The organism is Acidobacteriota bacterium (assembly GCA_038040445.1).
GTDB classification, from domain to species: Bacteria; Acidobacteriota; Blastocatellia; order UBA7656; family UBA7656; genus Onstottus_A; species Onstottus_A frigus.
The window spans coordinates 1-22,405 of sequence record JBBPIG010000030.1 but is presented as its reverse complement, the minus strand read 5'-3'; the positions used below and the strand labels follow the sequence as shown (position 1 = coordinate 22,405).

General features: G+C 55.2%; 19 protein-coding genes and 1 pseudogene. 8 read left to right on the top strand and 12 right to left on the bottom strand.

The genetic code is table 11. The annotated features are described in order from the left end of the window. Nucleotides 1-91 precede the first annotated feature (91 nt). Nucleotides 92-784, top strand: coding sequence for a hypothetical protein (locus AABO57_24560; protein ID MEK6288903.1), 693 nt, complete (start codon nucleotides 92-94; stop codon nucleotides 782-784). Nucleotides 785-1,162: 378 nt separating this feature from the next. Further along, a complete protein-coding gene (locus AABO57_24555; GenBank protein MEK6288902.1) occupies nucleotides 1,163-2,377 on the top strand; it encodes a transposase in 1,215 nt (404 codons plus the stop codon). 61 nt (nucleotides 2,378-2,438) lie between these two features. Here AABO57_24555 and AABO57_24550 read toward each other — a convergent pair whose 3' ends face one another. Both AABO57_24550 and AABO57_24545 read right to left on the bottom strand, forming a co-directional pair. Then, entirely contained in the window at nucleotides 2,439-2,903 is a 465-nt protein-coding gene (locus AABO57_24550) for a hypothetical protein (protein MEK6288901.1), read from the bottom strand. A gap of 279 nt (nucleotides 2,904-3,182) precedes the next feature. After that, nucleotides 3,183-4,013: a potassium channel family protein gene (locus tag AABO57_24545; GenBank protein MEK6288900.1), complete on the bottom strand. Its 831-nt coding sequence runs from the start codon at nucleotides 4,011-4,013 to the stop codon at nucleotides 3,183-3,185. 1,446 nt (nucleotides 4,014-5,459) lie between these two features. Here AABO57_24545 and AABO57_24540 point away from each other — a divergent pair. Together AABO57_24540 and AABO57_24535 are read left to right on the top strand one after the other, a co-directional pair. Further along, nucleotides 5,460-6,224 (top strand): hypothetical protein, encoded by a 765-nt coding sequence (locus AABO57_24540; GenBank protein ID MEK6288899.1) that lies wholly within the window; start codon nucleotides 5,460-5,462, stop codon nucleotides 6,222-6,224. A 109-nt stretch (nucleotides 6,225-6,333) separates the two neighbouring features. Next, nucleotides 6,334-6,517, top strand: a pseudogene (locus AABO57_24535) (DUF3761 domain-containing protein). A gap of 20 nt (nucleotides 6,518-6,537) precedes the next feature. Here AABO57_24535 and AABO57_24530 read toward each other — a convergent pair. Next, nucleotides 6,538-6,978, bottom strand: a complete 441-nt coding sequence (locus tag AABO57_24530) for a nuclease A inhibitor family protein (GenBank protein MEK6288898.1) — start codon at nucleotides 6,976-6,978, stop codon at nucleotides 6,538-6,540. Nucleotides 6,979-7,770: 792 nt separating this feature from the next. On the opposite strand from AABO57_24530, the gene AABO57_24525 reads away from it, so the two are divergent. Continuing rightward, complete coding sequence (locus AABO57_24525; protein ID MEK6288897.1) at nucleotides 7,771-8,880, top strand: helix-turn-helix domain-containing protein; 1,110 nt, start codon at nucleotides 7,771-7,773, stop codon at nucleotides 8,878-8,880. A 216-nt stretch (nucleotides 8,881-9,096) separates the two neighbouring features. Here the strand turns inward: AABO57_24525 and AABO57_24520 are convergent, their stop codons facing one another. Both AABO57_24520 and AABO57_24515 read right to left on the bottom strand, forming a co-directional pair. Next, complete coding sequence (locus AABO57_24520) at nucleotides 9,097-9,687, bottom strand: hypothetical protein (protein ID MEK6288896.1); 591 nt, start codon at nucleotides 9,685-9,687, stop codon at nucleotides 9,097-9,099. Between the two features lie 257 nt (nucleotides 9,688-9,944). Continuing rightward, the gene (locus tag AABO57_24515) at nucleotides 9,945-11,003 is read right to left on the bottom strand and encodes a 2-dehydropantoate 2-reductase (GenBank protein MEK6288895.1); all 1,059 of its coding nucleotides are present in this window, start codon (nucleotides 11,001-11,003) and stop codon (nucleotides 9,945-9,947) included. Nucleotides 11,004-11,063: 60 nt separating this feature from the next. Here AABO57_24515 and AABO57_24510 point away from each other — a divergent pair, with 60 nt between their 5' ends. After that, the gene (locus AABO57_24510; protein MEK6288894.1) at nucleotides 11,064-11,759 is read left to right on the top strand and encodes a dienelactone hydrolase family protein; all 696 of its coding nucleotides are present in this window, start codon (nucleotides 11,064-11,066) and stop codon (nucleotides 11,757-11,759) included. An 88-nt stretch (nucleotides 11,760-11,847) separates the two neighbouring features. Here AABO57_24510 and AABO57_24505 read toward each other — a convergent pair whose 3' ends face one another. Beyond that, the gene (locus AABO57_24505; protein ID MEK6288893.1) at nucleotides 11,848-13,596 is read right to left on the bottom strand and encodes a glycosyltransferase family 39 protein; all 1,749 of its coding nucleotides are present in this window, start codon (nucleotides 13,594-13,596) and stop codon (nucleotides 11,848-11,850) included. 131 nt (nucleotides 13,597-13,727) lie between these two features. On the opposite strand from AABO57_24505, the gene AABO57_24500 reads away from it, so the two are divergent. Continuing rightward, nucleotides 13,728-14,945 (top strand): LeuA family protein, encoded by a 1,218-nt coding sequence (locus AABO57_24500; protein MEK6288892.1) that lies wholly within the window; start codon nucleotides 13,728-13,730, stop codon nucleotides 14,943-14,945. Between the two features lie 47 nt (nucleotides 14,946-14,992). Further along, the gene (locus AABO57_24495) at nucleotides 14,993-16,222 is read left to right on the top strand and encodes a M20/M25/M40 family metallo-hydrolase (protein MEK6288891.1); all 1,230 of its coding nucleotides are present in this window, start codon (nucleotides 14,993-14,995) and stop codon (nucleotides 16,220-16,222) included. A gap of 108 nt (nucleotides 16,223-16,330) precedes the next feature. On the opposite strand, the gene AABO57_24490 is transcribed toward AABO57_24495, so the two are convergent. The 6 genes from AABO57_24490 to AABO57_24465 form a co-directional block, all read right to left on the bottom strand. Continuing rightward, the gene (locus tag AABO57_24490) at nucleotides 16,331-16,876 is read right to left on the bottom strand and encodes a hypothetical protein (GenBank protein MEK6288890.1); all 546 of its coding nucleotides are present in this window, start codon (nucleotides 16,874-16,876) and stop codon (nucleotides 16,331-16,333) included. 187 nt (nucleotides 16,877-17,063) lie between these two features. Beyond that, nucleotides 17,064-17,735, bottom strand: coding sequence for a VTT domain-containing protein (locus AABO57_24485; GenBank protein ID MEK6288889.1), 672 nt, complete (start codon nucleotides 17,733-17,735; stop codon nucleotides 17,064-17,066). Then, nucleotides 17,728-18,939: a SpoIID/LytB domain-containing protein gene (locus AABO57_24480; GenBank protein ID MEK6288888.1), complete on the bottom strand. Its 1,212-nt coding sequence runs from the start codon at nucleotides 18,937-18,939 to the stop codon at nucleotides 17,728-17,730. Before AABO57_24480 ends, AABO57_24485 begins: the two co-directional genes overlap by 8 nt. 77 nt (nucleotides 18,940-19,016) lie before the next feature. Continuing rightward, entirely contained in the window at nucleotides 19,017-20,201 is a 1,185-nt protein-coding gene (locus AABO57_24475) for an AAA family ATPase (GenBank protein ID MEK6288887.1), read from the bottom strand. Nucleotides 20,202-21,018: 817 nt separating this feature from the next. Beyond that, complete coding sequence (locus tag AABO57_24470) at nucleotides 21,019-21,357, bottom strand: hypothetical protein (GenBank protein MEK6288886.1); 339 nt, start codon at nucleotides 21,355-21,357, stop codon at nucleotides 21,019-21,021. 8 nt (nucleotides 21,358-21,365) lie between these two features. Further along, the coding region (locus AABO57_24465) for an RHS repeat-associated core domain-containing protein (protein MEK6288885.1) at nucleotides 21,366-22,405 on the bottom strand (1,040 nt) is incomplete at its 5' end.

Sequence of the window (22,405 nt, the reverse complement as noted above, 5' to 3'; positions counted from 1 at the left end):
TTGCACGGACGCCAGAGCCGAAACGGGTACGGCTGGCGGCGACGTTGCTCTCAAGTTTGACTGGTTAGTCCGGCCCGGCTGGCAAGCTTTGATGTCCGGTCAGCTATCCAAAGCCGAAGAAATGGTAGCGACGTTTCGGACACTTTTGCGGTCGTCCGATCTTAACGTGGACAGCATTTTTGACAAGCTAAACGAAGCCTCAAATGCTCATAAGACGCTTCTCTGTGATCAGACGGTCAACCGCCGCCTTGGTATTTCGTTCAAGAGGTTTTTAGAGAATGGCGAGCACGAGCTAACGCTGGAAGTCAGAAACCGAATGCTCTATGAGCTAGAGGAAATTGACTTCGGCTGCACGATTCTGACTTATGGCTTTCTAAAAGAGATGCACTTCCCCTACATCTTCACTATTGACGGTTCTGGCGAAGTAACTCACCGTCAGAATTTCGCCGCTATCGGCTCAGGCGGCACGGTAGCCGAATCGGTCCTTTATCAGCGCCATCAAGACAGCATTCTTGATGTGAACACGACCCTGTACCACGTCTATGAAGCGAGCAGGGTGGCCTATCTGAGCGGCGCTCCGGGTGTGGGGAAAATCAACAGGTTTCTGGTACTGGAACCGACTGCGGATCGCACCAATATCAGAGCCCGCGCCGTGAAATCAGAGTTTGTCGAGCAACTTGAATTGTTTTTCGGCCAGTACGGGCCAAAGCCTCTAACCAGGGTGCCCGTTTTGAGTGAGGATTTTTACTGGTATCTAGAGGACTCCGCAGAGACTAAGCCTTAGTTCTTCCCGGCCATCTTCTCTCTATAGCGTTTCCACCGAGCCACTACAGCCTGTCTCGCGCTCTCGCTGCGCTCTTTTGCCGTCATACTCGCTGCGCGAGCAAGGCCGCCTTTCCTAGCGCCTTTACGCCCCAAAGCGACCGCCGCTGCATTCTTTTTCTTTTGTCTTGGCATGGCTGAGAGTATACGTGCCCGGCCTCGTATAGTCAACCCTATTTGCTTGACTTCTACGTACCCGCGCACGTATAATTCACGCATAGCAACAAGGCCCTAACGGCGCGAACCGCTAGAGCCTCTTTTGAAAACCAAACGCGATTGCTCACGTTGATTCCAAGCAAAGTCATTGTGAGCCGGTCGCCAAAGAAAGGCAAGGTTCACAATGAGTGAAAGAGAACAGAGAGCATTAGTCATCGCAGCGAGAAGTAACCTCGCGAAGAAGGGCGACATTTGGCTCGTTCCTTCTCAGACCAATCGTGGCCACTACGGAGTTGATTCGGATTTGCAGCATTGCACCTGCCCCGATTACGTTAAGCGCCAGCTTCCCTGCAAGCATATTCTTGCAACTGTGATCGTTGTCGAGCGAGAAAGAAGTGTCACGGCAACGAATGACGGCCAAACGATTACTACAATCGTCACTGAGACAGTCAAGCTAAGATACAAACAGGTATGGCCGGCTTACAACAGCGCTCAGACGAACGAAAAGGCTAGACTCCTGTCGCTGCTCTATGAGCTTTGCTCTGGCATAGACGAACCGATTCAAACGATGGGCAGACCGCGATTGTCGATGGCCGACATGATCTTTGCTTCGACGTACAAGGTCTACTCTACGGTGTCCTCGCGGCGCTTCATAACCGATCTCAAGGACGCTTACGCGAGGCACTATCTCGCCAGGCTTCCTCACTACAACTCGATCATCGGCTATCTTGAGAAGCCGGAATTGACTTCATATCTAAAGCGGCTCATCGAAGAAAGCAGCCTTCCGCTAAAGACAATTGAAACCGACTTCGCCGTTGATGCGTCCGGCTTCTCAACAGCAACTTATTCACGCTGGTTTTCTGCGAAGTACGGAAAGGAAATGGATCAGCACGACTGGATCAAAGTTCATCTGATGTGCGGCGTGAAGACTAACATCGTAACTTCGGTTGAGATCACTGGCGCGAACGTTCACGACACGAATATGTTTGCGCCCCTCGTCAACACAACCGCTAAACATTTCGATGTTGAGGAAGTCTCAGCGGACAAAGCGTATTCAAGCAGGGCAAATCTCACGGTGGCGGAAAACAAAGGGATCAAGCCTTACATCGACTTTAAGAAAAACACGAAGCCAACGGGCAAAGTTGATATATGGCATAGAATGTTTCACTACTATCAAATGAATCAGGGCGAGTTCTATCAGCACTATCACAAACGCTCAAACGTGGAATCTACGTTCAGCATGATCAAGGCGAAGTTTGGCGGGTATCTCAGAAGCAAGACGTTCACGGCGCAGGCGAACGAAGCGCTTTGCAAAATCCTCTGTCACAATCTCTGCTGCCTCATACAGTCAGCCTATGAGCTAGGAACTGAAGCGACATTTTGGAACGAGTTGGACTGAGCAGGAGCAGTCTGGGGTGAAACACAGCCAAATGGAGCCTGGCTCTACCAAAACTCCACTGTCACTTCCGTCCGACAAACTTTGCACACGGCAGCGCCTTAGCGCCGCGTTTGACTAGAGATTCAATGTCCAATTCGTCAGCCTTAGTATCTATCACCCATTTGCCATTGTTCATTTCCAACCATTCAACAATAAGGAGAATGCGCGCAATGCTCTTATCTGCCGTAGCAATGGTCATAGGATCGGTAAGGTGATCTCCTACCATTGGGTCGATAATTTTGATCACTCCGTCCTTGTCGACCAAAACTGCGATAATGCTTGCGCGGCTTGCATTTTTGGGCACTATCCTCTTGATGACATACTTTACGATCTTAGGTGTTCGTTGATCGCGCTGCACATCCATTTTGATAGGCATCCCTTGAGGGATTAGGACCTCAACGCTCGGACTAAATTCCAGTGCAACTGTCGCCTGCGCCCAAGGTTGTACAAGCGGAAATAAACAGAGGACCAAAACTCTTGCGATCATGGTATGTCTCGTCACCATCCGCCCCTCACGAGGTTTCCCGCACCGTGCAGATAGACCACCAAATCATCAACGCCGGTCGCCACAAAAGCAACCCGCCAGAACACTCCCCAGTTGGGGATGACGCCCTTCAAGGGGATCTAAGATAAGGCGTGATTGCCGCGCCGCTCCATTAAACACTCAATCTTCTCGCATGTCAACTGTAGTCTTCCTAACGTGCTGACAAACTCACGTCTCTTATACAGCACAGAACGCCGTCCAATAAAGCACGGGGACAAACTATTATTTCTCTTTAGCCCGCTCGCCTGCCACGGCGTTCAAAAATAGGCCAACAACAATTATGCCGGCTACTGCTTCTGCGGTAATGAGTCCGCGGGCTGTATTGGTTAAGGGTGCAATGTCACCGTAACCAAGTGTCGTGATTGTTACAGCGCTCAAATACACCATTCTCGGCCAATGGCCGCTGAGTTCTGACGGATCACCCTTGATGCCTTTTGCCAAGCTAAGAATATGTCTATGTAGCGACGGTGAGATGCGCAAATAAGTCCCCGAAGCGGCCGCATCATCTGCCGGAAATAACTCTCTTACAAAACTAATACTCCATTGCTCATTCGAGCGAAGTGGGAAATCTGGGATGCTAACCGTCACCGGTTTGAAGAGTGGCATCTCCGGTTCACCTATTGACCTACTTCCAGCCACCCCTTTAACGGGCATTGTAACTGTGAGAGCGATAGAATGTTTTAGTGGCTGATGCGGGTTTGTGAGTTTCAGATCTAGAAGAAAACTCACCTCCTCACCGGTCGTCGTCAGTGAGCGTACTGAAAAGGAGTTGGAGTTTATGCTCCAATCGCCCACGGTGACTGTACTATTATCATGACGAGCGTTGAGGGCCTGTACAATCTCCTGCTCTAACTGCTTGCCGATGCGCCGTTGATCTTCAAGCACCGAGGGCTCGCGAGCGACGTTCGCGTGATAGAACTCACCCGGGAGCAGCCAATAGAAGAAGGCGAAGAGGGGGATGAGTACAAAATAAGCTATCGCATACCACTTGATAGGCAGCCTGAACAATGGGCTAAGCACGCTGGCGATAGAGCGGTTGATTCCAAGCTTCATTGTCGTATCCTTTCTGTGTAGCTCATTACTCTCGAAGTTCAATGTGACGTACCTGGGCTATGGCATCCTGACAAGAGATGGACGTTGACCGCGGCTTGGGAACCGCGCAGAAAGAACAGCCCTGTTGATAGTGGGGTATTATACCCCACTACTCCTTCAAAACTCCTTTGACATTAGTCCCTTCTGTTATACAATGTGCCCTCTGTTACGGAATTAGATCCTAGAAGCATCGCTTGCGGAGCCGTAAGGCTCGCCATTGCAATGTTTAGTTCTTGTCGGCCCAAAGCCAGTTCAATGCTGCAAAAAAAGTTTGTCAATCAGCATTATAGCGATAAGCGAATCCGTCATCTATATCGAGGGAGTAAAGCCCAACCGACTCCCTGCCTTGCAGTAGAAGCACCGCTGTAGAGTAATGTTTTTCATAAGGAAGTACTTCGCCATTTTCTGAAGTCGCGACACTTAGATTACCGCAGAAGGAGCGTCTTTCAAAGCAGAAGTGAGTTCCTGCTTGGCTCTTGAAAGCCCTCAGATCTCCCTTTGCGGATTGCAAACCTTGGCCGAACAGGAGGAATCCGATGGAACAACGTTACGTGCGGGCAATTGTAGTTTTTATCGTTGCGCTATGTTTGCCTCTAACGATTATCGCGAAGAGCGATCCCAAACCGCAATGTGTTGGATGCGGCGTGCAGGACGACTGTAAGGCCTGCGTGGGAGGTGACTCATCCTATTGCCGGACCTTCAATTGTGGTGCGTGCGCGGAGAGCGGAACCTGTGATCTCCTTTTAAGCGTAAGCTCGTTGGCCCCACGCAATAGGCGACCTCTAAAACTCCCTAATGAATTAATCAGGGAGATAAGTCTCAAGCATCCCCGATTCGCTATAACTCTGGCTGAAATGAACGTCTACGGGATCTCTCCTGGCGAACATCGGATCTTTTGGACGCCGGTTGCGCTAGCGTCGCCCGACGTAGAGGCCTTCTTGAACAAAGGAGATCACAGTCGCTTCTTTAAGCGTTACGATAACGAAGCCCGAAGGCTGAATCGACTTGTTAAGACGGGCGAGCTCTCCGATATTGTTTACGCTGTTTCAGTCAACCGTACCGACGAGGATGCCTGGTTAATAAAAATGCAGGTTCGAGGCCAAACGATTACCTCTTTATCTGGCGATTCGGCATACTCCTTGTTGGAAATACAAGTCGGACCGCAAGCGACTACCTCTGCACAGAAGCAGTCACGAAAGACCATAACTTGGCAAATACAATAAGGAGCACTGACGGCGCACTGTTGCCCAAACACACGTGATCTCGCGCATGATGTTGTCTTGATAATACCTGTCTCGCCGGTTCGCTTCCCGCGTGGAGGTGGCCGCTGCCCGGCCCTTTAGTGTGTGTTCTAGTACAATAGCGCCCTACCTGTTTTGAGTCGCTAATCAAAAGGAGAAAGACCCCATGAAAAAAAGAATGAGCATAGGGGCGCTGTTGGTATTGTTAGCGCTCGTCTCTCTGCCGATCTCGCCGACCACCTACGCCCAGAAAAAACCTCCGTGCAAGCCTAATCTTGCAGCTTGTCCAGACGAAGGATGCGGTACCAGCTTCGACGGGAATCTGAACCGGCGCAAGAATATCCGTTCCGATAGTCAAACCGCTACCGTGCGCAGTCTAGCTTCTATAAAGAAGCTTGATGACCCGGAGAGTTTTTCTCTAGGCGACACCCGCGAGGAGTTGACCGCCCTAGGAGAAGGGCAAAAGGTCACCGTTACCGCTTTCTTGCTTGTAGCAAAGGCGGAAGGTGCCGAGTCCTGCAATTGTGGGCTTACGAGTAAAGCGGACACGGATAACCACTTAGTCTTGGTCTCGAAAGCCACAGTTGACAAATTCCCAGTGTCTAACAACGCGACCACGAACAAAACGGTTTTCCACTCTCGCGAATTGGAATCAATAACGGCAGAATTTACGCCGCGCGTAAGACTTGATCATCCCAACTTCACGCGGGAGCAATTACAGCCATTGATAGAGAAAAGGCCGAAAAAGGCGCTTCGAGTTCGGGTCACCGGCCTTCTTATGTTTGACTCAGAGCATTTCATCAGGCACCACCTTGTTCGCGTGAATAACTGGGAGATTCACCCGGTTCTCAAACTAGAGTTTTGTGAGACTGGCGATAAGTGCAGCGTCAACAGTGATGCTGGATGGAAATCACTGGACGCTCTGCCTTGAAGATAAGGAGGATGATCTCAGATGAACAGAAAGCACGTTCTAGCATCGCTCATCATTGCTGCTTGTGCTCGGCCTTGCCTCGATCACGGTGCCCGTAAGCGCGGCTGGCGTGACGGTCAAGAACCCGGTCGTCAATAGTGACAAGAGCAAGGCAAAGAAGCCGCCTGCGGAATCAAAGACGGGCCAAGCGCCGGCGGGCGCAACCGCCGAATGCAGTGATGGGTCGTACGGCTATAGCCAAAACCGACGAGGAAACATGTTCACATCACGACGGGGTCCGCTGGCTCAGATAGCGGGTGCTTTAGGGGAAAGTTTACGTTACTTCGACCACTCGCACGCCAACGATGTTTCCACATCTGTCGCGGCCAAAAATACATACGTCCCACTCTGGCTCTTCGCCGAAGTAGGCAACCTGAAGGTTCGCAAGGTTCGCTCGCATGTAGTCGAGCAGAGACTTGAGGCGCCTCGCTTGGGGTCTGTTATCAGGGTCCGTAGAGGCGTCGATCATGTACGCGGCCTTTTGCTCGAACGTTATTGAAGGCTGACACTCTCGGTCATCAAGAGCCCGAACGCGCCGCATGAATCTCTCCGCTGCTTTGCCGCGCAGCATAAATGGGCGCACGTGCTTTTCAAGCATCGTCGCGAACGTGAGGCCGCGCGTAAGTCGATTAAGCGCTGCGTCCGTGCAAAGCGGCTTCGCGCTGGTCGGTAAGGTGAAGAGCAAAAACAGGCTCACGGTCAGAAGTCGTTTCATTCCACCCTCCTATTTTCAGGGAGTCCCATTCAAAGCCTAGCAGCGCGAAAGAATTTCAACTGACTTCTCGGGCAAAAACGCGACTGACTGCTACCGAAGAGAATTCCTGTACAACCGTCTCACCATAGACGGTGCATATCCGCGCGACTTCTTCATCCGTGATTCTTTCTTGCAGTTACGGTCTTGACGACAACTTCAAGGAGTCTCCGTCTGGTTGAGGGCGACTTCACCCCGCTCTACTAGCTTGAGCATTGGCCTACGCGTAAACTGAATATTCCCCAGGTGGGCCGTACTATATTCAATCGTCAGGCAGCGTGTCAAGGCTGCCTGGATTCGTAGGAGCCCATTTCGAGCCAGGGGGAAATAGCTCGCCCGACCGACAAGGAATTATCCATTTCAAGCACAGTCCGAAAGAGAAAGCTACCAAGTGAGCAGGGGTTAGGGTTTCGAGGCTCAATCGGGACATAACCTACCTATTAGCCAAATCGCATACATGCCTTCCGCTTGAGTCTTCTGTGTCCTGTGATACACTGCCCCGGGCAGACAAATAGTTAGCCGCCACAAGAGCGGCCCGATGTAACGGATTGTTTATTTGCTCAAGCCTTGTATCTGAGTGCCAGAAGCAGCACCGCAAATACCAAGAGAACCTCTGGGCCTAGATCGCGAGGCTCGGACTCTTTCGGTGCAGTGGCCCGGTTCTCATCGGGTTCGCAAATACAACCCGGTGTGCTGCATTCGCACCAGCCGCCGATTACATTGTGTCCTGCGAAGACTGGTAAGCACAGACACGACATGAGCAAACAGACAGAGAGCAGTCTTTTCATCGTCTCTCCTTTTGAGCGAACCAAATTCTATCAGCAGCTACTCAGTGGAATTACTACCTACCAAGAACTAGGAAACCGGATTCACGAAAAGATAAGGACGGCTCACGCTTTCAACCAAACGGAGCGCGTCAGAGAACTAGCGCGAATGCTAGTCAATATTCCCGTCAGAGAATACCAACTAATCGGGCAATATTATCTCGTTTGGTGTAAGTGCAGAGAGCGGGAGTATCAATCTGAACTTTTAGAGCGGATTGCTGAACAATCCCAGACGTATAAGGCTAAGGCGCTCATATCAAGGGGAGCGTTCGAGGTTTATCAAGGCAGCCCTGAGCGTGCCCTGTACTTCTACACTGAAGCCTTAAAGCCTAATCCTACAGTCTCAGACTTCATCAAAGCGTCAACGGGCATTGCCACCGTGAAAGCGATAGAAGGCTATCATGCGTCAGCCTTGAGTGATATTGAAAACTTGCTTCCTCTGGCGCGTTACGCTGAGCCATTAACTTATTTCCAGACGATGAATTCCTATGCAACGGAACTGATCGAGGCTAATAGACTGTCGGAAGCTGAAAACGCGGTGCTCGTAGCGGTATCGTCTCCGCTTGGCCCGTTCGATCCTGAATGGCGAAATACGCTGGCGGATGTCAGATCGAGGCAAAAGCGACGCTCCGCTGTTACGATCACTCGGCCCCGGACTGTACAAGAATATGAGATTGAATCAGAGGTGCCAGATAACCCGCTTCACGAGGCGAGAGCCCAAGCTGCGATTGACTTCATGAGAACAAATCTTCATCGGAGCATTACGTTGCTTGAGTTATCGGAGTTGGTCAACTTGTCACCTTCACATTTTTCGAGCGTGTTCAAAACGCAAATCGGCGTCTCGCCAATTGAATATTTGATAAGACTCAGAATAGAAAAAGCCAGTCACCTTTTAGCAACGACTTTTCTAAGCATCAAGCAAGTTATGGCAACAGTGGGGTACTCGGACAGGCAAACCTTTCTACAGCACTTCAAGAGGCGCTTTGACCTCACACCCTCGGCATATAGAAAACGTGCTCTCGGCAGGTCGCGCCGCTACTGACTTTTTGGGCAGAATGGGCGTTTGCCCAAAATGTCGATTTGAAGTGACACCAAATGAAACTTGTGGCATACTTTTTGGGCAACGCCCGACCCGAAGGCGTAGCCGCGACGGACCGGGGGTTTTCACGCGCGGAGAACCCTAGATTTAAGAAGAAGATAAATTGAAGAGGCCATCCATGGGCGGTCCGGGCCGCTTGAAAAAAGCCGAGAACGGCGGCTACGCGACCGCCTTACTATCGGGCGCATCGCGACGCCGGTTCTTCTTGATCACGAAATCGATGGTGACGTTGCTCGCAGCCGGCATCTTGGAATACTCGAGAGTCAGGACTGACCCGCCCGACACCCTCCACCCCGCTTGCTGAAACCGCTCCTGCGAGCGGTTTAGCTCGACCGGGTCCCCAAAAGCCGCGGTAACTTTTCGAACTATTGTTTCAAAGGATTCGCTTCGGGTTGATAGCCCCGCGCTACAACTGAACTCGATAAGCACCTCCGGCCGGCGGGCGGGTGTGTCAAGAGTATCGAACTTGAAAGTAGCGCTCCACGTGGCCTGCCCCCGTATGTCGACGCCCAACAAGAACGCCTCCTCGCTGGGCACGTAGGCGAGTGCGTCCTGCTCGGCGGACTTGGGCAGCAGCGCTTGAACCTCAACGTAGCTCATGCCTATTCGAAAACACTTGATGAATGCGACCGGATCAAAAGGCTCGGTCTGCCTGACATCTTTGTTCTGCCCGAAACCATTTGAACACGGGATCACCAAAACAAGCATCAACGTCACGATGCTTGCCGCCACCTTATTCGCTTGTAACATTGCTCCCACCTCTAGCAAGGCGCACAGCGGCTTGGGTAATGGACCAACTGGGCGCGCAACAATGAACCTATCAAGCTTGTCGGTTAGTTTCTTTAGGGGCCGACTGTTCTGCTGATGGCGTCCAATATAGCAGCAAACCAACCGAAGTCAAGATTGTGAATTTGTTGCGAACTAGCGGCCAGTTCTCCGGCGGCATCGCGTTGCTCCGTAGGGTCCTGAAGCGTGTTAACCGAACTCCTGGCTTCCTTCTGTCGCTCTCACGCGATCCGCCGGCCCGATCGAGCTCGAATGAGGTCGTTAAGCTCACATGGACGGTAAATGCCCGGCTTGAGACCTTCTTCGAACATGCCACTGACGATCTTTAACAACGTCGAGTTGTAAGGGGTAGGAATGGCGAGCTTCTCGCCTAGGGCCACGATCTCGCCATTCAGGAATTCGGCTTCGCCTGTCTTCCGGCCCACGTAGAGATCCTGCCACATCGACGAATAGGTGCGACGTTCTTCTGGAAGGTTGGCCGAATCGTTGGAATGGCGAGGAGGGTGTCTCAGTTTCTCAGTCATCTCGCGTATTCTTATCGGCGAGGGCACGTCGGCGGGCGGCTCTACAGCAATCCCTGCTGCGTCCAGCACCCCCAAGCCTTCCTCGCGTACTTCAAGCATCAGCTTACGCATGTCCGCGTCCAACATCGCTTGTTCCAGCCAATAGCCGGTTATGGCGGTGGTCGCATTGTTAAGGTTCGCGACGAGCTTGCCCCACTTCATTGCCATTACGTAAGCCGACGCGCTTGCTTCAAGCCCTGCGCGGCATAGGTCAACACACAGTTCTCGACACACATCATCGAGCCCTAAGGGATAACAGCCGATTGAAACCGTGCCGCCTTGCGGTAGCGCTATCACCGAGGGCTCAAGCTGGACTGCGCTTAGAAAAACCAACCCGGCATAAACCTTGTCGAAGCGGCGCGCGGCGATATTTTCGTTGCGAATGCCGTTCTGCAGACAAACGATCGGCAGAGCTGCGCCATATTGCTCGAAGAGTTCTTTGACCGCTGATTCGGTACCTTGAGACTTGGTTGTGAGGATCGCGATGTCGCCGTCTTCGGGCGAAAGATCGGTTGCCGCAGTCACGGCATCGGCTCTCACCATCAGGTCTTCGCCGTCTTCTTTCTTGATGACGATTCCTCGCCTCAGCGCCTCAGCATGGGCAGGTCTCGCTACGCAGACGACGCGAGATCCTGCACGGGTCAGCAACCCTCCGATTGCGCTACCGATCGCCCCGGCGCCGTAGACCACATATCTCCTCGACTTTTCAATGCTCATAGGCTCAGATAATATCGCATTGCTTACGCGGCCAAAGCAAAGGAGACGAGGGCGCCCAGGATGATCATAGAAAAAGCAACCGAGCAACGTATTAATCTTCACTATGACCTGTACGTGCCGGACGCCGGCGCGGCCACACCCAGGCCGATGCTCATCGCGTTTCACGGCTACGAAGGTAACAAGGAGTCGATGATGGCCCTGGCCCGGAAGATCAACTCCAGCGATTTGATCATCGCCTCCGTGCAGAGTCCCAATGCGTTCTTTGTGCGATCGGAAAGTGAACCGGCCAGGCCGAAGATCGGGTTCGGATGGATGATGCAGTACAAAGCCGAGGAAACCATCAAGCTTCATCATCAGACGCTACTGTCGGTCATCGAAGACGCTGCCGCCGAGCACGCAATCGACCGTCGGGCCGTCTTCTTGCTCGGATTTTCGCAGTCAGTCTCGCTGATCTACCGCTTCGCGTTCACTCATCCGGGGTTCATTCGAGGTGTGATTGCCGTATGCGGCGGCATTCCCGGCGACTGGGACCAGGATAAGTATCGCAAGAGCGGCACCGACGTGTTGATAATCGCGGGCGAGACCGATGAGTTCTATCCCCTTGAACGCACGCGTACGTTCAAGGATGCGATGGCGAGGCGGGCTCATTCAGTAGAGTATCGAAGTTTTCAGGTAGGACACGTCTTCCCTCGCGAGTCACTGCCAGTTATCGACGAGTGGATCAACGAAAGACTGAACAGCACGACCAATTCTTAGATTTGAAATCTGAGATCTTAAACTCGGTTCTCCCACGCCTAGATTCCCAATCAGGTTCGAGGGCTCCGGGCAGGCAGCGATCTTTTTCCTAGCTCCGTCCTTCCACGTCCTCATCCTTTTCCCCATCGTCGTTGAGTTCCAACACCCGAAACGGGCGCGAAGCATCAGGCCCGGCGCTTCCTTGATCGCGATAATTCTTCTCGATGAACTCAACCAGCTCAGCGTGAGGTAGCGCCTTGAAGCCGCCTTCAACATCGAGTATCAAACGCGGCCTGTTGCGGCGAAGGTCCTCGAGCAGATTAGCTGCCGCCTCGCGTCTAAACTCCTGGCCCGATGCCGGCACTGTGGCTTCGGCGTCAGCGAAGCGGCCGTCTATGTAGTACGGCGTCAGGTAGCGCGATGCAGGCCGGCAGCCCGTGCGCCAGAAAACGTCGTGTGCGTAACCCCAGATGTACAGCGGTTCGCCAGCCGGGATTCCGGCGCGCACAAAATCGGAGACGACCTCGGCTTCTTGCTCACGCTTGGTCATTCCCCAGTTTCCGCTCCAGCGTGTGCGTGTTCCCGTAACGGTTTCGTAAGCCAGCACGGCGGTGCGGTGATGACACCGGAACAAGCCGGGTAAGAAGAGCAGAGCCAACGCAGCGACTCCCGCCTGCGTCTTTCGTCTATGGGCTGGCCTGATCAGCGCTTCAGCGAGGAGATTCGATCCACGCGCTGCGAGCAACGAAAGCGCAGGCAGCGCCGGTATGAAGTAGTGACCGTAAAACCGCCCGCTCATTACAACCCCGACCAGCGACACCAAAGCCCAGACAGCTACCGTAACATCGCACCGCTCAAGCCCCGCTTCATAGCCCGCATCTTTTCCACGCCTGGTTAGTTGCCTGGCTGAGCGCCACACCGCCCAGGCTGCAAGCAGCCAAAGCGTCGCGTTGAAGAACACGTAGCCCAAGCCGCGGCCGAGCATGAACTTCATCCACAAACCAAACGGTTCGGAGTCTATGTAAAACATGTTCAGAACGATGCCGTTCCGCCAGAAATCGCCGAGGGCTCCACTTGACTTGAGCCACACGACCAACGCCGCCAGCACCAGCGCGAATCCAACACCGACTAACGAAAGACGAAGAAACACACGCCCGAAGAAAGCTCCCAACGAGGTAGTACCCTCGTTAGTTCGCACCGTTCTCCAAGCAGCGACACCCTGATAAAGCGCGAAGAACCCAAGATTGAGTACTCCAATCTGCTTGAACATTGCCGCGAGCCCACTCAACAATCCCGCGGCGACCAAAGCAGCAGCAGTAGAAGGCGCCAGGCTCGCGCTTTCTCCCTTCTCGACGTACCTGGCATTGCCGAGAATGAAAAAGTAGAACGCGGCTGCATATGGGAGCGCCATCAGAAGCTCGGTATTCGCGGCCATCATGTCCTGCGTGAAATAGTTCGTGCTGAAGTAGACAAAAAACAGCATTGCCCAAAGGCCTATTCGCTTATTGTAGAAACGCGCGGCTATCAGGTAGACAACGAAGGAAGTCGCGAAGTTCCAAACGATCGCTGCCGCGTGCACGGCCTTCATGCTGCGGCCAAACACCGCGAAGACCGCCGCGTAGAACAAGGATGCGCCGGGTGGCTTATCGGTCACCACGTCGGCGTACAGCCGCGCGCCTTCGAGCATTCGAGTCGCCGTCAATGCGCGCACTCCTTCGTCGCCATTCACGAAGTCGTACCGGATGTAGAACACCCGCAGCAGGAGGTTCAATACGAAGAGCGCGCCAAACGCCAGCATCAACTGACTCGCGGTGATCGTCATGCCGGCCTTGGGCACTGGATGCGTCTTTGTTACCACACGTCTCCTCGTTGAACTGTGAATCGTAACATTAACCCGCTCGCGCTCACAGACACTCAGCATAGCTTGTCGGGTGCGTTCTCTTGACGCTAACCTTGCGTGTTTGCTCTAATCGAAACGGAACAAGGACAATGGATAAGAGCGAGTTGATTTACGATTGGAACCACGTTGGCTGCGCGGAAACCGCTCCGCGAGCGCTTGAGTTAAACGACGAAACGCTCCGAGACGGGCTGCAGTCGCCTTCGGTCATCGACCCGCCAATTGACAAGAAAATCGAGATCCTTCACCTGATGGACTCGCTGGGCATCGACGCCGCCGACATTGGGCTGCCAGGCGCGGGGCCGCGAGCTGCTGCCGACGTCACCCGGCTGGCGAAAGAGATCGCCGATTGCAAGCTCGATATCCGCCCGAACTGCGCTGCGCGAACCGTTCGCGCCGACATCGAGCCAATCATAGACATCTCGGAGAGGGTCGGCATACCGATCGAAGTGTGCACTTTCATCGGGTCGAGTCCGATTCGTCAATACGCCGAAGGCTGGTCGTTGGAGATGATGCTCACGGCGACTGAGGACGCAGTAAAGTTCGCCGCATCGCACGGACTCCCGGTCATGTACGTGACCGAAGATACGACCCGCGCGCGGCCGGCCACCATACGCGCGCTCTACCGCGCTGCGATCGAAGCCGGAGCAAAGCGCATCTGCGTATGCGACACCGTTGGCCACGCGACGCCCGACGGAGTGCGGGCCCTGATCAGCTACATTCGGGAAGTCATTCAGGAAATGGGATTGACCGAAGACATCAAGATTGATTGGCATGGCCATCAGGATCGCGGACTAGGTGTTATTAACTCGATTGCCGCCTACGAAGCGGGCGCCGACCGATTACACGCGACCGGTCTCGGCATCGGCGAGCGGGTCGGCAACACGCCAATGGACCAACTCATGGTGAACCTTCAACTGATGGGGTACATCGACCGGGATCTGTCAAACCTGACCAGCTACTGCGAGACGGTCAGCCAGTCTACGGGCGTGCCCATACCGGTATCGTATCCTATCGTGGGCCGCGACGCTTTTCGGACGGCGACAGGCGTCCACGCGGCGGCGGTGATAAAAGCTTTTCGCAAGGGCGATGATTGGCTTGCAGATATGGTCTACTCCGGCGTGCCGGCACAAATGCTCAACCGCAAACAGACGATCGAGATCGGACCTATGAGCGGCAAATCCAACGTCATATTCTGGCTCGAGCGTAAGGGCATCGAAGCTACAAACGAGCGCGTCGAGCGAATATTCAATAGCGCGAAGCAACGCGACTCGATTCTCACCGACGAAGAGGTAATGCTGCTGGTCTAGCTGAAAAGCGCCGGAGTCCCGGGTCTGGATTCGAGAACCAACTTCCCATGCAAAACTACGCGCCGCGCACAGACGAACGCCTCTCGATCGCAAGCTTGCTCAGCTCGTCCCGGATTCAGCGGGCGTTTCAATTCATAAACGAGATGCGCGGCGAGCTTGACGAAGACCTGGTGCGCATCTGCGAAATACCCGCGCCTCCGTTCAAGGAAGAAGCTCGCGCCCGCGAGATTGCGCGGCGGTTCGAAGAGGTCGGTCTGCAGCGCGTCCGATCCGACGAGGTAGGGAATGTCATCGCGGAACGTCCGGGCCTTTCGCCTGAGCCGCGCGTAATCGTCTCCGCCCATCTCGACACAGTTTTTCCCGAAGGCACGAACGTACGCGTGAGGCGCGACGGAGCAAGGTTCCATGCGCCCGGGATCAGCGATAACACATGTGGCATCGTGAGCCTTATTGCTCTGGCCCGGGCGCTCGACGCGGGGGGCCTCAAGAGCGAGGGCACAGTCCATTTCGTCGCGACGGTCGGCGAGGAAGGGGAAGGAAACCTTCGGGGCGTGCGGCAGCTTTTCGCTGGAGGCGAATTTCGATCGGGCGTTGACGCGTTCATTTCACTCGACGGTCCGGGGCTCGAGCGCATTACTCAGCGAGCGCTCGGGTCGCGTCGATATCGCGTGACGGTGATCGGTCCAGGCGGTCACTCGTGGGGCGACTTTGGAATCGTCAACCCGGTGCACGCGCTGGGGCGGGCCATAGCGCGCTTCGCATCTTATCCGGCTCCGCTTGCGCCTCGAACGTCTTACAGCGTCGGGATAATCGAAGGCGGCAGTTCGGTCAACGCGATTCCGGAACGCGCAAGCATGGCCGTCGACATACGTTCGGTCTCGAGCGATGAGATCGAAAAACTCGAAGCATATCTCAGACGCGTAGTTGAAATCGCCGCGCGCGAAGAGAATTCGCAGCGAGCGATGAGTGGTACGCATCTTACCTACGAATTTGAACAGGTTGGAGATCGCCCGTCGGGCGAGACGCCGGTGGATTCGAGAATCGTAAGAGCCGCTATCGAGTGCTCGCGCGCGTTAGGGATCGAACCGCGGCTTGATTGCTCCTCGACTGATTCAAACATACCGATCTCCCTTGGCATTCCCGCAATAACGCTGGGAGTGGGCGGCATATCGAGCAACTGTCACAGCCTTACAGAATGGTACGAACCCGCCGGCCGGGAACTCGGATTGAAGCGATTGCTTCTCCTGATCGCTGCGCTTGCGGGAGTCGTTGATTGATACTCCCTCGCGATCATCTGCCCTCATCCACCCATCTCGTTAGAGTGACCTCTTCATGTCACCGTTCTGCGTCGGGCGAACAATGAAGTAGCAGGTGGGCTGAAACCCCTATCGCGGCTGGGGCTCGGGTGGCTTCACCGGTTGCGGGGGCTTTTGCGGCGGTGTGCCCTCGGGCTTTGGGGTATGCGAAGCGCTGACGCAAGCCTGGATCTCGCGCCGGACCTCCTCGTAGGGTTTATCAACCGGCTTGTTCGCCTTGTCTCGCCATCCTTTGACGATCTCACCGACGATAGGAAACTGCCCATACTGATAGTTCACCGTATGGAACAAGCTATCCTCGGGCTCGAGGAAAACCAGCATCTCTTCGTCGCGTGTGTAGTTGTCCTCGGCGCATCGGACGCTCGATCGTGCCAGTACATTGATTTCCTTCAGCGTGAAATCGCCGTCGATTACGTCGATTGGATGCAGCACCGCCAATTGACTGAACTCGCCCCGATATCTCGCCTTATCCACCCGGTGAACTTTCACACGCGCGATCAGAATCGCCTGCCTCGTCAACTCTGCAATCGGATTGACTCGTAGACAGTTGCGCGACTGCGCGAGACCCGGCAGAACCAGCAGGGGCAGCGCGATTATCAAGGCAAGCTTACCCATGTAACGCAGATTTGTTCCTCCGAAACATGCTAAATGCTACCACACGCCCGCTGAGGTGGAAAAGTTCCATTTCCCGCAGGCTCTGCCCGACATCGGTGCGTAGTCGGATCATCCTGCTTATGGCGCGATAGCCAGATCCCGGTCGCTTCCTCCCGTTCCTTGCGACCGCTAGAACCTCCATCAACATTCACCTCGGGCCCGCCGGCTTGTGCTCGTGTGACATCGAATCGACGGACAACTCACGAGAGCGGCGTACGCGCGCGCGGAAAAACCGTAATGCGAGCCCGGCTGTCGCCGCCACGGCAACCGCGATTAAGACCTTCCATCCATGCTGTCTTATGATGCGGAGGGCGTCCTCACCAAATCGGATTGCCAGCCATCCTTCGATCAGGAATCGCAGCGCGCGGCCGATGAAGATCGCGGCGATGAACCGCCACGTCTTCAGTTTGAACACACCGGCGCAAAGCACGAAGGGCTTGAACGGAAATGGAGGCGGCAACACGGCCGGCACCATCACGGCGATCAAGTCATAGCGTCCCAGCAGATTCTCAATGCGATTGCGCCTTTCGGGTGTCAGGCGCTTGAGCGCGACTACACCAGCGCGGCGCCCGATGAGATACAACAGCGTACACCCGATCACCGAACCTGCTGTCGCCGCCAGCGCGTACACCGGCATCAGCGCCGGAGTGTTCGCGCTCAGCCAAATCATAACGGCGTCTGGCCCTCCGGGCAGTGGGACGCCCAACGAGTCGACCAGTGATATTCCAAACAATCCCAGGCTGCCAAAAGCTTTGAGCCATTCGAGCAAACTCTGAAGGCCGCTCTTTATTCCGAAGAGTATGAAAGTCGCCTCATTCATGCGCAGGCCGCTCACTAATGTCAGCACCCGGATAATAGAAGCTCAGAATCTCGTGGTAGCTGCGCCCGGCGGCCGCCTGAGCTACCGCGCCTGCTTCGCATAGTCCGACCTGACTGCCGAAGCCTCGGCCCCGAAAGATGAACCTCGACGCTCGACGCTCAACGGTGAACGTCGGACTCAACACTGTATTCCATCCGAGCCTGAGTCCGATTGCGCGGCGAAACGCGTCGGTGCTCAACACAGTCCGCTTGCTTCCATCACGCACTGTGATCGATCGGACGAATCCGCTCGGTTGATCACAGTCGGCGATCAATTCTGCTGCCGAGGACACCCTGGACGCGAGGAACGATGAAAGCGCGTTAAGGACGGCCGCCGCGGTTGCCGAACGCTCCCATCTCTCGAATCGCGAGGCACGGCACCAGCGGCATACGATTCGGCCGTACGGGTAGCTGCTGCTGCCGCCCCAGACCATCGCCGGCGTCGCCGACAAGCCTCCGCAAGCCGCGGTGTAGTAGCCCTCGACCGGGCGGCCTTCGAAGGTCATCACTTGCCCCGCCGTCAGAGCGATCGCATTTGTCACCGCCGGCGAAGCAGCTCGATCGGAGAGATCCTGTTCGCCCCGGTAGAGCTGGCAGTGCGTCGTATCGCAGAAGTCAAAACCCTGGCTCGAGTGGCGGCCGGAGTGCGAGAGCATATAGGTTCGCACAACTACTCCAAGCGCCTTGAGCGCTTCTGTCTCGCGACGGCTAGTCTCCGCGGCAACCACAGAGGCAACCGCGGACTCGCGGTCAGTCACCAGCACTATTCGAAGAGGCCCGCGCCCGCCCTCTCCGGCGTCAACCGATACCTGGCCGCGTACTTCTCGCTTGATCCTCCCGGGCAGGACCAGTTCGAGCGTTGCGCCAGCCGCTGGCACGATTCGCGCTTCGGTTGCGGCCGCCGGTCGCTTAACTCCCGTGCGCGGACCGGTCACAACAATGTGAAGGCGATCGCCGGAGAGTCGAATTCGAATCAGCTCGCCGCGGGCTATAGATCCGCTACTCGCAATTCCGGTGGCGTCGAGACTGGCGGCCTCGCCCGCGGCAAGCCGCACGTGGAGCGTTTCCGGCTTGAACAGAGTGAACAGGCCTATGCGAACGGTATCCGGCGCGGCGTGCGGCAAGGCGGTAAGAGAAAGCAGCGCTAAGGTTGCGAGGACGTTCATCGCTTCGATAGACAAGCAAGCCCGGCGGAGATTATCTCGCCGGGCTTGCTGGTTGCGAAATAGTATCTGAACTCGTGTTACTTCTCAATCGCTTTGAGCGGAGCAGTAGTCATTCCGCCTTCGCTGGCTTCGGCCGCCACCGCTCGCTCTTCGTGGTCGTCATCGAACATCTCTCCGTATTCTTCGCGATACGGATCGATCAGCGCGCCGCCTTCCGACTTGGTGAACGTGAGTTTTTTGGTCTGCGAATCATAGTCAATGATTACGAGGTCGCCCGTAGCCACCTGCTGGGTCGCTACGAGGTTCGAGATCGCGTACACAAGGAAGCGTTCGATCGCCCGCTTCAGGTGTCGCGCCCCGTACTTGAAGTCGATGCCCTCTTCCAGGAGGAACTGTTTGGCTTCCTCAGTGCACTTGAAGACAAACTTCTCCCCGGTGCCTCTCATGATGCGGTTCTGAACCTGGCCGAGCTCGAGCTCGAGTATCTGCTTGAGGTGATACTCCTTGAGGCTGCGGAACACGACCACCTTGTCGATTCGATTCATGAATTCAGGCGAGAACTTCCGCTTCGCCGCTTCGGAAGCCGTGCGATAGATCTTCTGATCGACGTCGTCCTCCAGCATTCGCTTCCCGCGCGCTGGCGCAAAGCCGATTGAGCCGGTGATCAGCTCGCTCATTTCCTTCGCGCCGAGATTGGAGGTCAGGAATATCATGCATCGCGAGAAATCGACCTTGCGGTTGTCTCCAAGCGTCAGCGTAGCCTTGTCGAGGATGCCCAGCAGCAACTGCCACAGCGCATCGGACGCCTTCTCGATCTCATCGAACAGAACAAAGGTCAGCTTGTCCGGCTCGGTATGATATTTGTCGAGATTCTCCTGGGTCAGCATCGGTGCTGTTTCGCGATGACCAAGATACCCCGGCGGCGAGCCAATAAGTTTGGCGATCTCGTGCGAGTGCTGAAACTCGGCGCAGTCTATTTTGACTACGGCGTTGGTTTCAGCGAACAGTACCTCGGCCGCAGCCTCCACCACCCGAGTCTTGCCCGAACCGGTAGGCCCCAGAAACAGCATCGTCCCGATGGGCCGCCCCGGGTTCTGCATGCCCGCCAGGTATATTTGATAGAGCCCCGATATTCGGCGGACCGCACGCTCTTGCCCGACGATCAGCGAACCAAGCCTGCTCTCGAACTCCTGAGCACGCGGGCTCTTCATATCCGGGTTTAGCGGCACTCGATTGTGCGATTGTTCTCGAATCTCGTCCACTTTGCTTTACTCCAAACTAACAACAGGATGGACGAAGCCACACGGACGCAAGGCAAGCAGCGCCTTCGGCTTTAGCGGCCGACCTTCCTGTCTTACAAACAACCTTTCCTTGGCTGCGGATGAAGCTTCGGAATGGAGAAATCTCTCGGTTAAATTATAACCCTGACGCAGCGCGACCTGCCACGCCGCTACCCTTTCTCGCAAAACGGGGCCAACTCTTACTGCCCCTTTTATTCCAATGCTATTTGTTTGTCAAGCAGAGATTTGTTTGGGAGAACTGATTCGCGGAAATGAGTCGTTGGGATCCTTGACAGTCTTAGTGGCCGAGTTGCTCGGATGCGAGCCAAAACTCACCGAGTAAGCCAGGCCCGTCTTCACAGCTTGAACTCCGAATCGAACGCAACAAACCTGCCGCGCAAGGATCAGGAGTCTATCCTCAAGCCTTCCGATACAAGTATCGGAGAAATCAGTGGCGCTTAGCAGGAGTCTCGTTGCCGCATTAAAGGTCGCGACCTGGGTCATACGCCCGAGAACATCGTAGGGCGTCACGGTCGTCAGATCGCGTTTAGCATAGACGTTTCCCGATGACGATGTGGTTGCTGGATTATAGTAGCTGTTTGTGGCCGTGCGAAGTAGCGTCGCGCGTTATCGTACGCCCCGATATTCTCCTCGCGCTTGCGGCGGAAACTACACCGCCGCCGCGCGCTCCGGTCTCCCACCCCCCTTGCGCGCCACTCCGGTCGCCCCCCTCGAAGGGGGGCTCGCGCGGAAGGTTGTCGCAGCCCGGCGCTCTTCGCTCCAGACTACGCTTCACTGTTCAAGCGGAGGGAATGGCTTCTAGCAGTTGTTGCAATCCCTCTTGGTACTGTTCGACGGTCTTTGCGTCGCCATAGGACTGATCAACAATGCCCGATCGGATCGCTCCAGACAGGATGCCTGTCGCCACTTGCCTGATTGCGTTCGTGACCCTGACCGCAAGCTCGAGCCCCAGCAAATCGATACTGAGGCCGCTCTGGGTTTTTGACAGGGCGAATTCGTCGGCCATCTCCGAATCTTCCGGATACTGGGAAATTACGTCGTCCAGCACTTGCCGGAAGGCCCACCCTGCAACACACCAAATTTCCTCGGGCCTGTCTGAAAACCCTATTACCGCCATGATGTTTCCTATTCGCTGACGTATATGATTTTTTCCTGCTGCTTCTTCGTCAGGCCGCTTACGAATCCCTTGACGGCCTTAATCTGGGCCCCCGAGGCTCCCTTCAAATCGATGGCGACGTGATCAACCGACTTGTTCACGTGCTTCGTAATGGCGTTAAAGAATTTGGCGCCGGAGCCAAAGTTCTCGTATGCCTTTACCCCGCCCATAGCATCAATTGTCTTCCCAGCGGCGCTGACGAACTCCGCGCCGACATGGGCACTCTCGGTAAGCGCCGTTCCCGTTTGTTTTGCCAGCCGAGCACCAGTGCTGATTTCAGTCGCGGTAAGACGCGTCCCTGTTGAGATCGTGAGCGTCCCCGCCGGACCGGGTGCAGGACTGCCAGTAGAAAGTTGCACGAGGTCTTGGACGACCTGCTGTGCTGTATCCGGATTCCGAGTTGCCCATAGTATGAGCGCTTGTACAATCTGCGGGGTTCGCGCAGCCAGTGCGCCTCCTCCACCGACGACTAGGCCGGCTAGCCCCCCGTAACCTGCTGCCCTCAGGCTCGCCCAATACTCCCCTTCGCTGATCTCTCCCTTCAACTGCTGCCGTATCAGCTGATTGATTTTATTGTCGAACGAGTCTTGCGGTGCTTGGCCGTCTGGGTCCACGTACCGGAGGGGATTGTTAAAAGTATAGGGGTACTTGTTCCAAGCCTGAGGATTGCTTATGTCTTTCGGTATGATCTCAGGATCAGTGCCGGTGAACCTGCCCTGGGCTGACGAGTAGTATCTCGCGAGGAAGTAATCCAAACCCGACTCACTATCTCTTTCTTTTTGGGTGAACTTCTGTCGAGGCTTATCGCTCGATCCGTATCCCGTCACCAACGAACGACTCCCGTGATCTGAACCGATCTCCTCGCCAAAGGGCAAGTAGTCGTACCGAGCCTTCACGCCGCCGGTCGAATCCGTTACCACTCGCGTGCTTCCGAGATGATCGCTTGTCAAATAGCTTGTTCCGCCGCCTGACGGAGTGCCAGATGTGTACTCGGCTATCAACTGGCCTC

Coding starts and splice junctions, on each gene's coding strand:
- AABO57_24560 (MEK6288903.1), top strand. CDS start 92: ATGTCCGGTCAGCTATCCAAAGCCGAAGAAATGGTAGCGACGTTTCGG.
- AABO57_24555 (MEK6288902.1), top strand. CDS start 1,163: ATGAGTGAAAGAGAACAGAGAGCATTAGTCATCGCAGCGAGAAGTAAC.
- AABO57_24550 (MEK6288901.1), bottom strand. CDS start 2,903: ATGATCGCAAGAGTTTTGGTCCTCTGTTTATTTCCGCTTGTACAACCT.
- AABO57_24545 (MEK6288900.1), bottom strand. CDS start 4,013: ATGAAGCTTGGAATCAACCGCTCTATCGCCAGCGTGCTTAGCCCATTG.
- AABO57_24540 (MEK6288899.1), top strand. CDS start 5,460: ATGAAAAAAAGAATGAGCATAGGGGCGCTGTTGGTATTGTTAGCGCTC.
- AABO57_24530 (MEK6288898.1), bottom strand. CDS start 6,978: ATGAAACGACTTCTGACCGTGAGCCTGTTTTTGCTCTTCACCTTACCG.
- AABO57_24525 (MEK6288897.1), top strand. CDS start 7,771: ATGAGCAAACAGACAGAGAGCAGTCTTTTCATCGTCTCTCCTTTTGAG.
- AABO57_24520 (MEK6288896.1), bottom strand. CDS start 9,687: ATGTTACAAGCGAATAAGGTGGCGGCAAGCATCGTGACGTTGATGCTT.
- AABO57_24515 (MEK6288895.1), bottom strand. CDS start 11,003: ATGAGCATTGAAAAGTCGAGGAGATATGTGGTCTACGGCGCCGGGGCG.
- AABO57_24510 (MEK6288894.1), top strand. CDS start 11,064: ATGATCATAGAAAAAGCAACCGAGCAACGTATTAATCTTCACTATGAC.
- AABO57_24500 (MEK6288892.1), top strand. CDS start 13,728: ATGGATAAGAGCGAGTTGATTTACGATTGGAACCACGTTGGCTGCGCG.
- AABO57_24495 (MEK6288891.1), top strand. CDS start 14,993: ATGCAAAACTACGCGCCGCGCACAGACGAACGCCTCTCGATCGCAAGC.
- AABO57_24490 (MEK6288890.1), bottom strand. CDS start 16,876: ATGGGTAAGCTTGCCTTGATAATCGCGCTGCCCCTGCTGGTTCTGCCG.
- AABO57_24485 (MEK6288889.1), bottom strand. CDS start 17,735: ATGAATGAGGCGACTTTCATACTCTTCGGAATAAAGAGCGGCCTTCAG.
- AABO57_24480 (MEK6288888.1), bottom strand. CDS start 18,939: ATGAACGTCCTCGCAACCTTAGCGCTGCTTTCTCTTACCGCCTTGCCG.
- AABO57_24470 (MEK6288886.1), bottom strand. CDS start 21,357: ATGGCGGTAATAGGGTTTTCAGACAGGCCCGAGGAAATTTGGTGTGTT.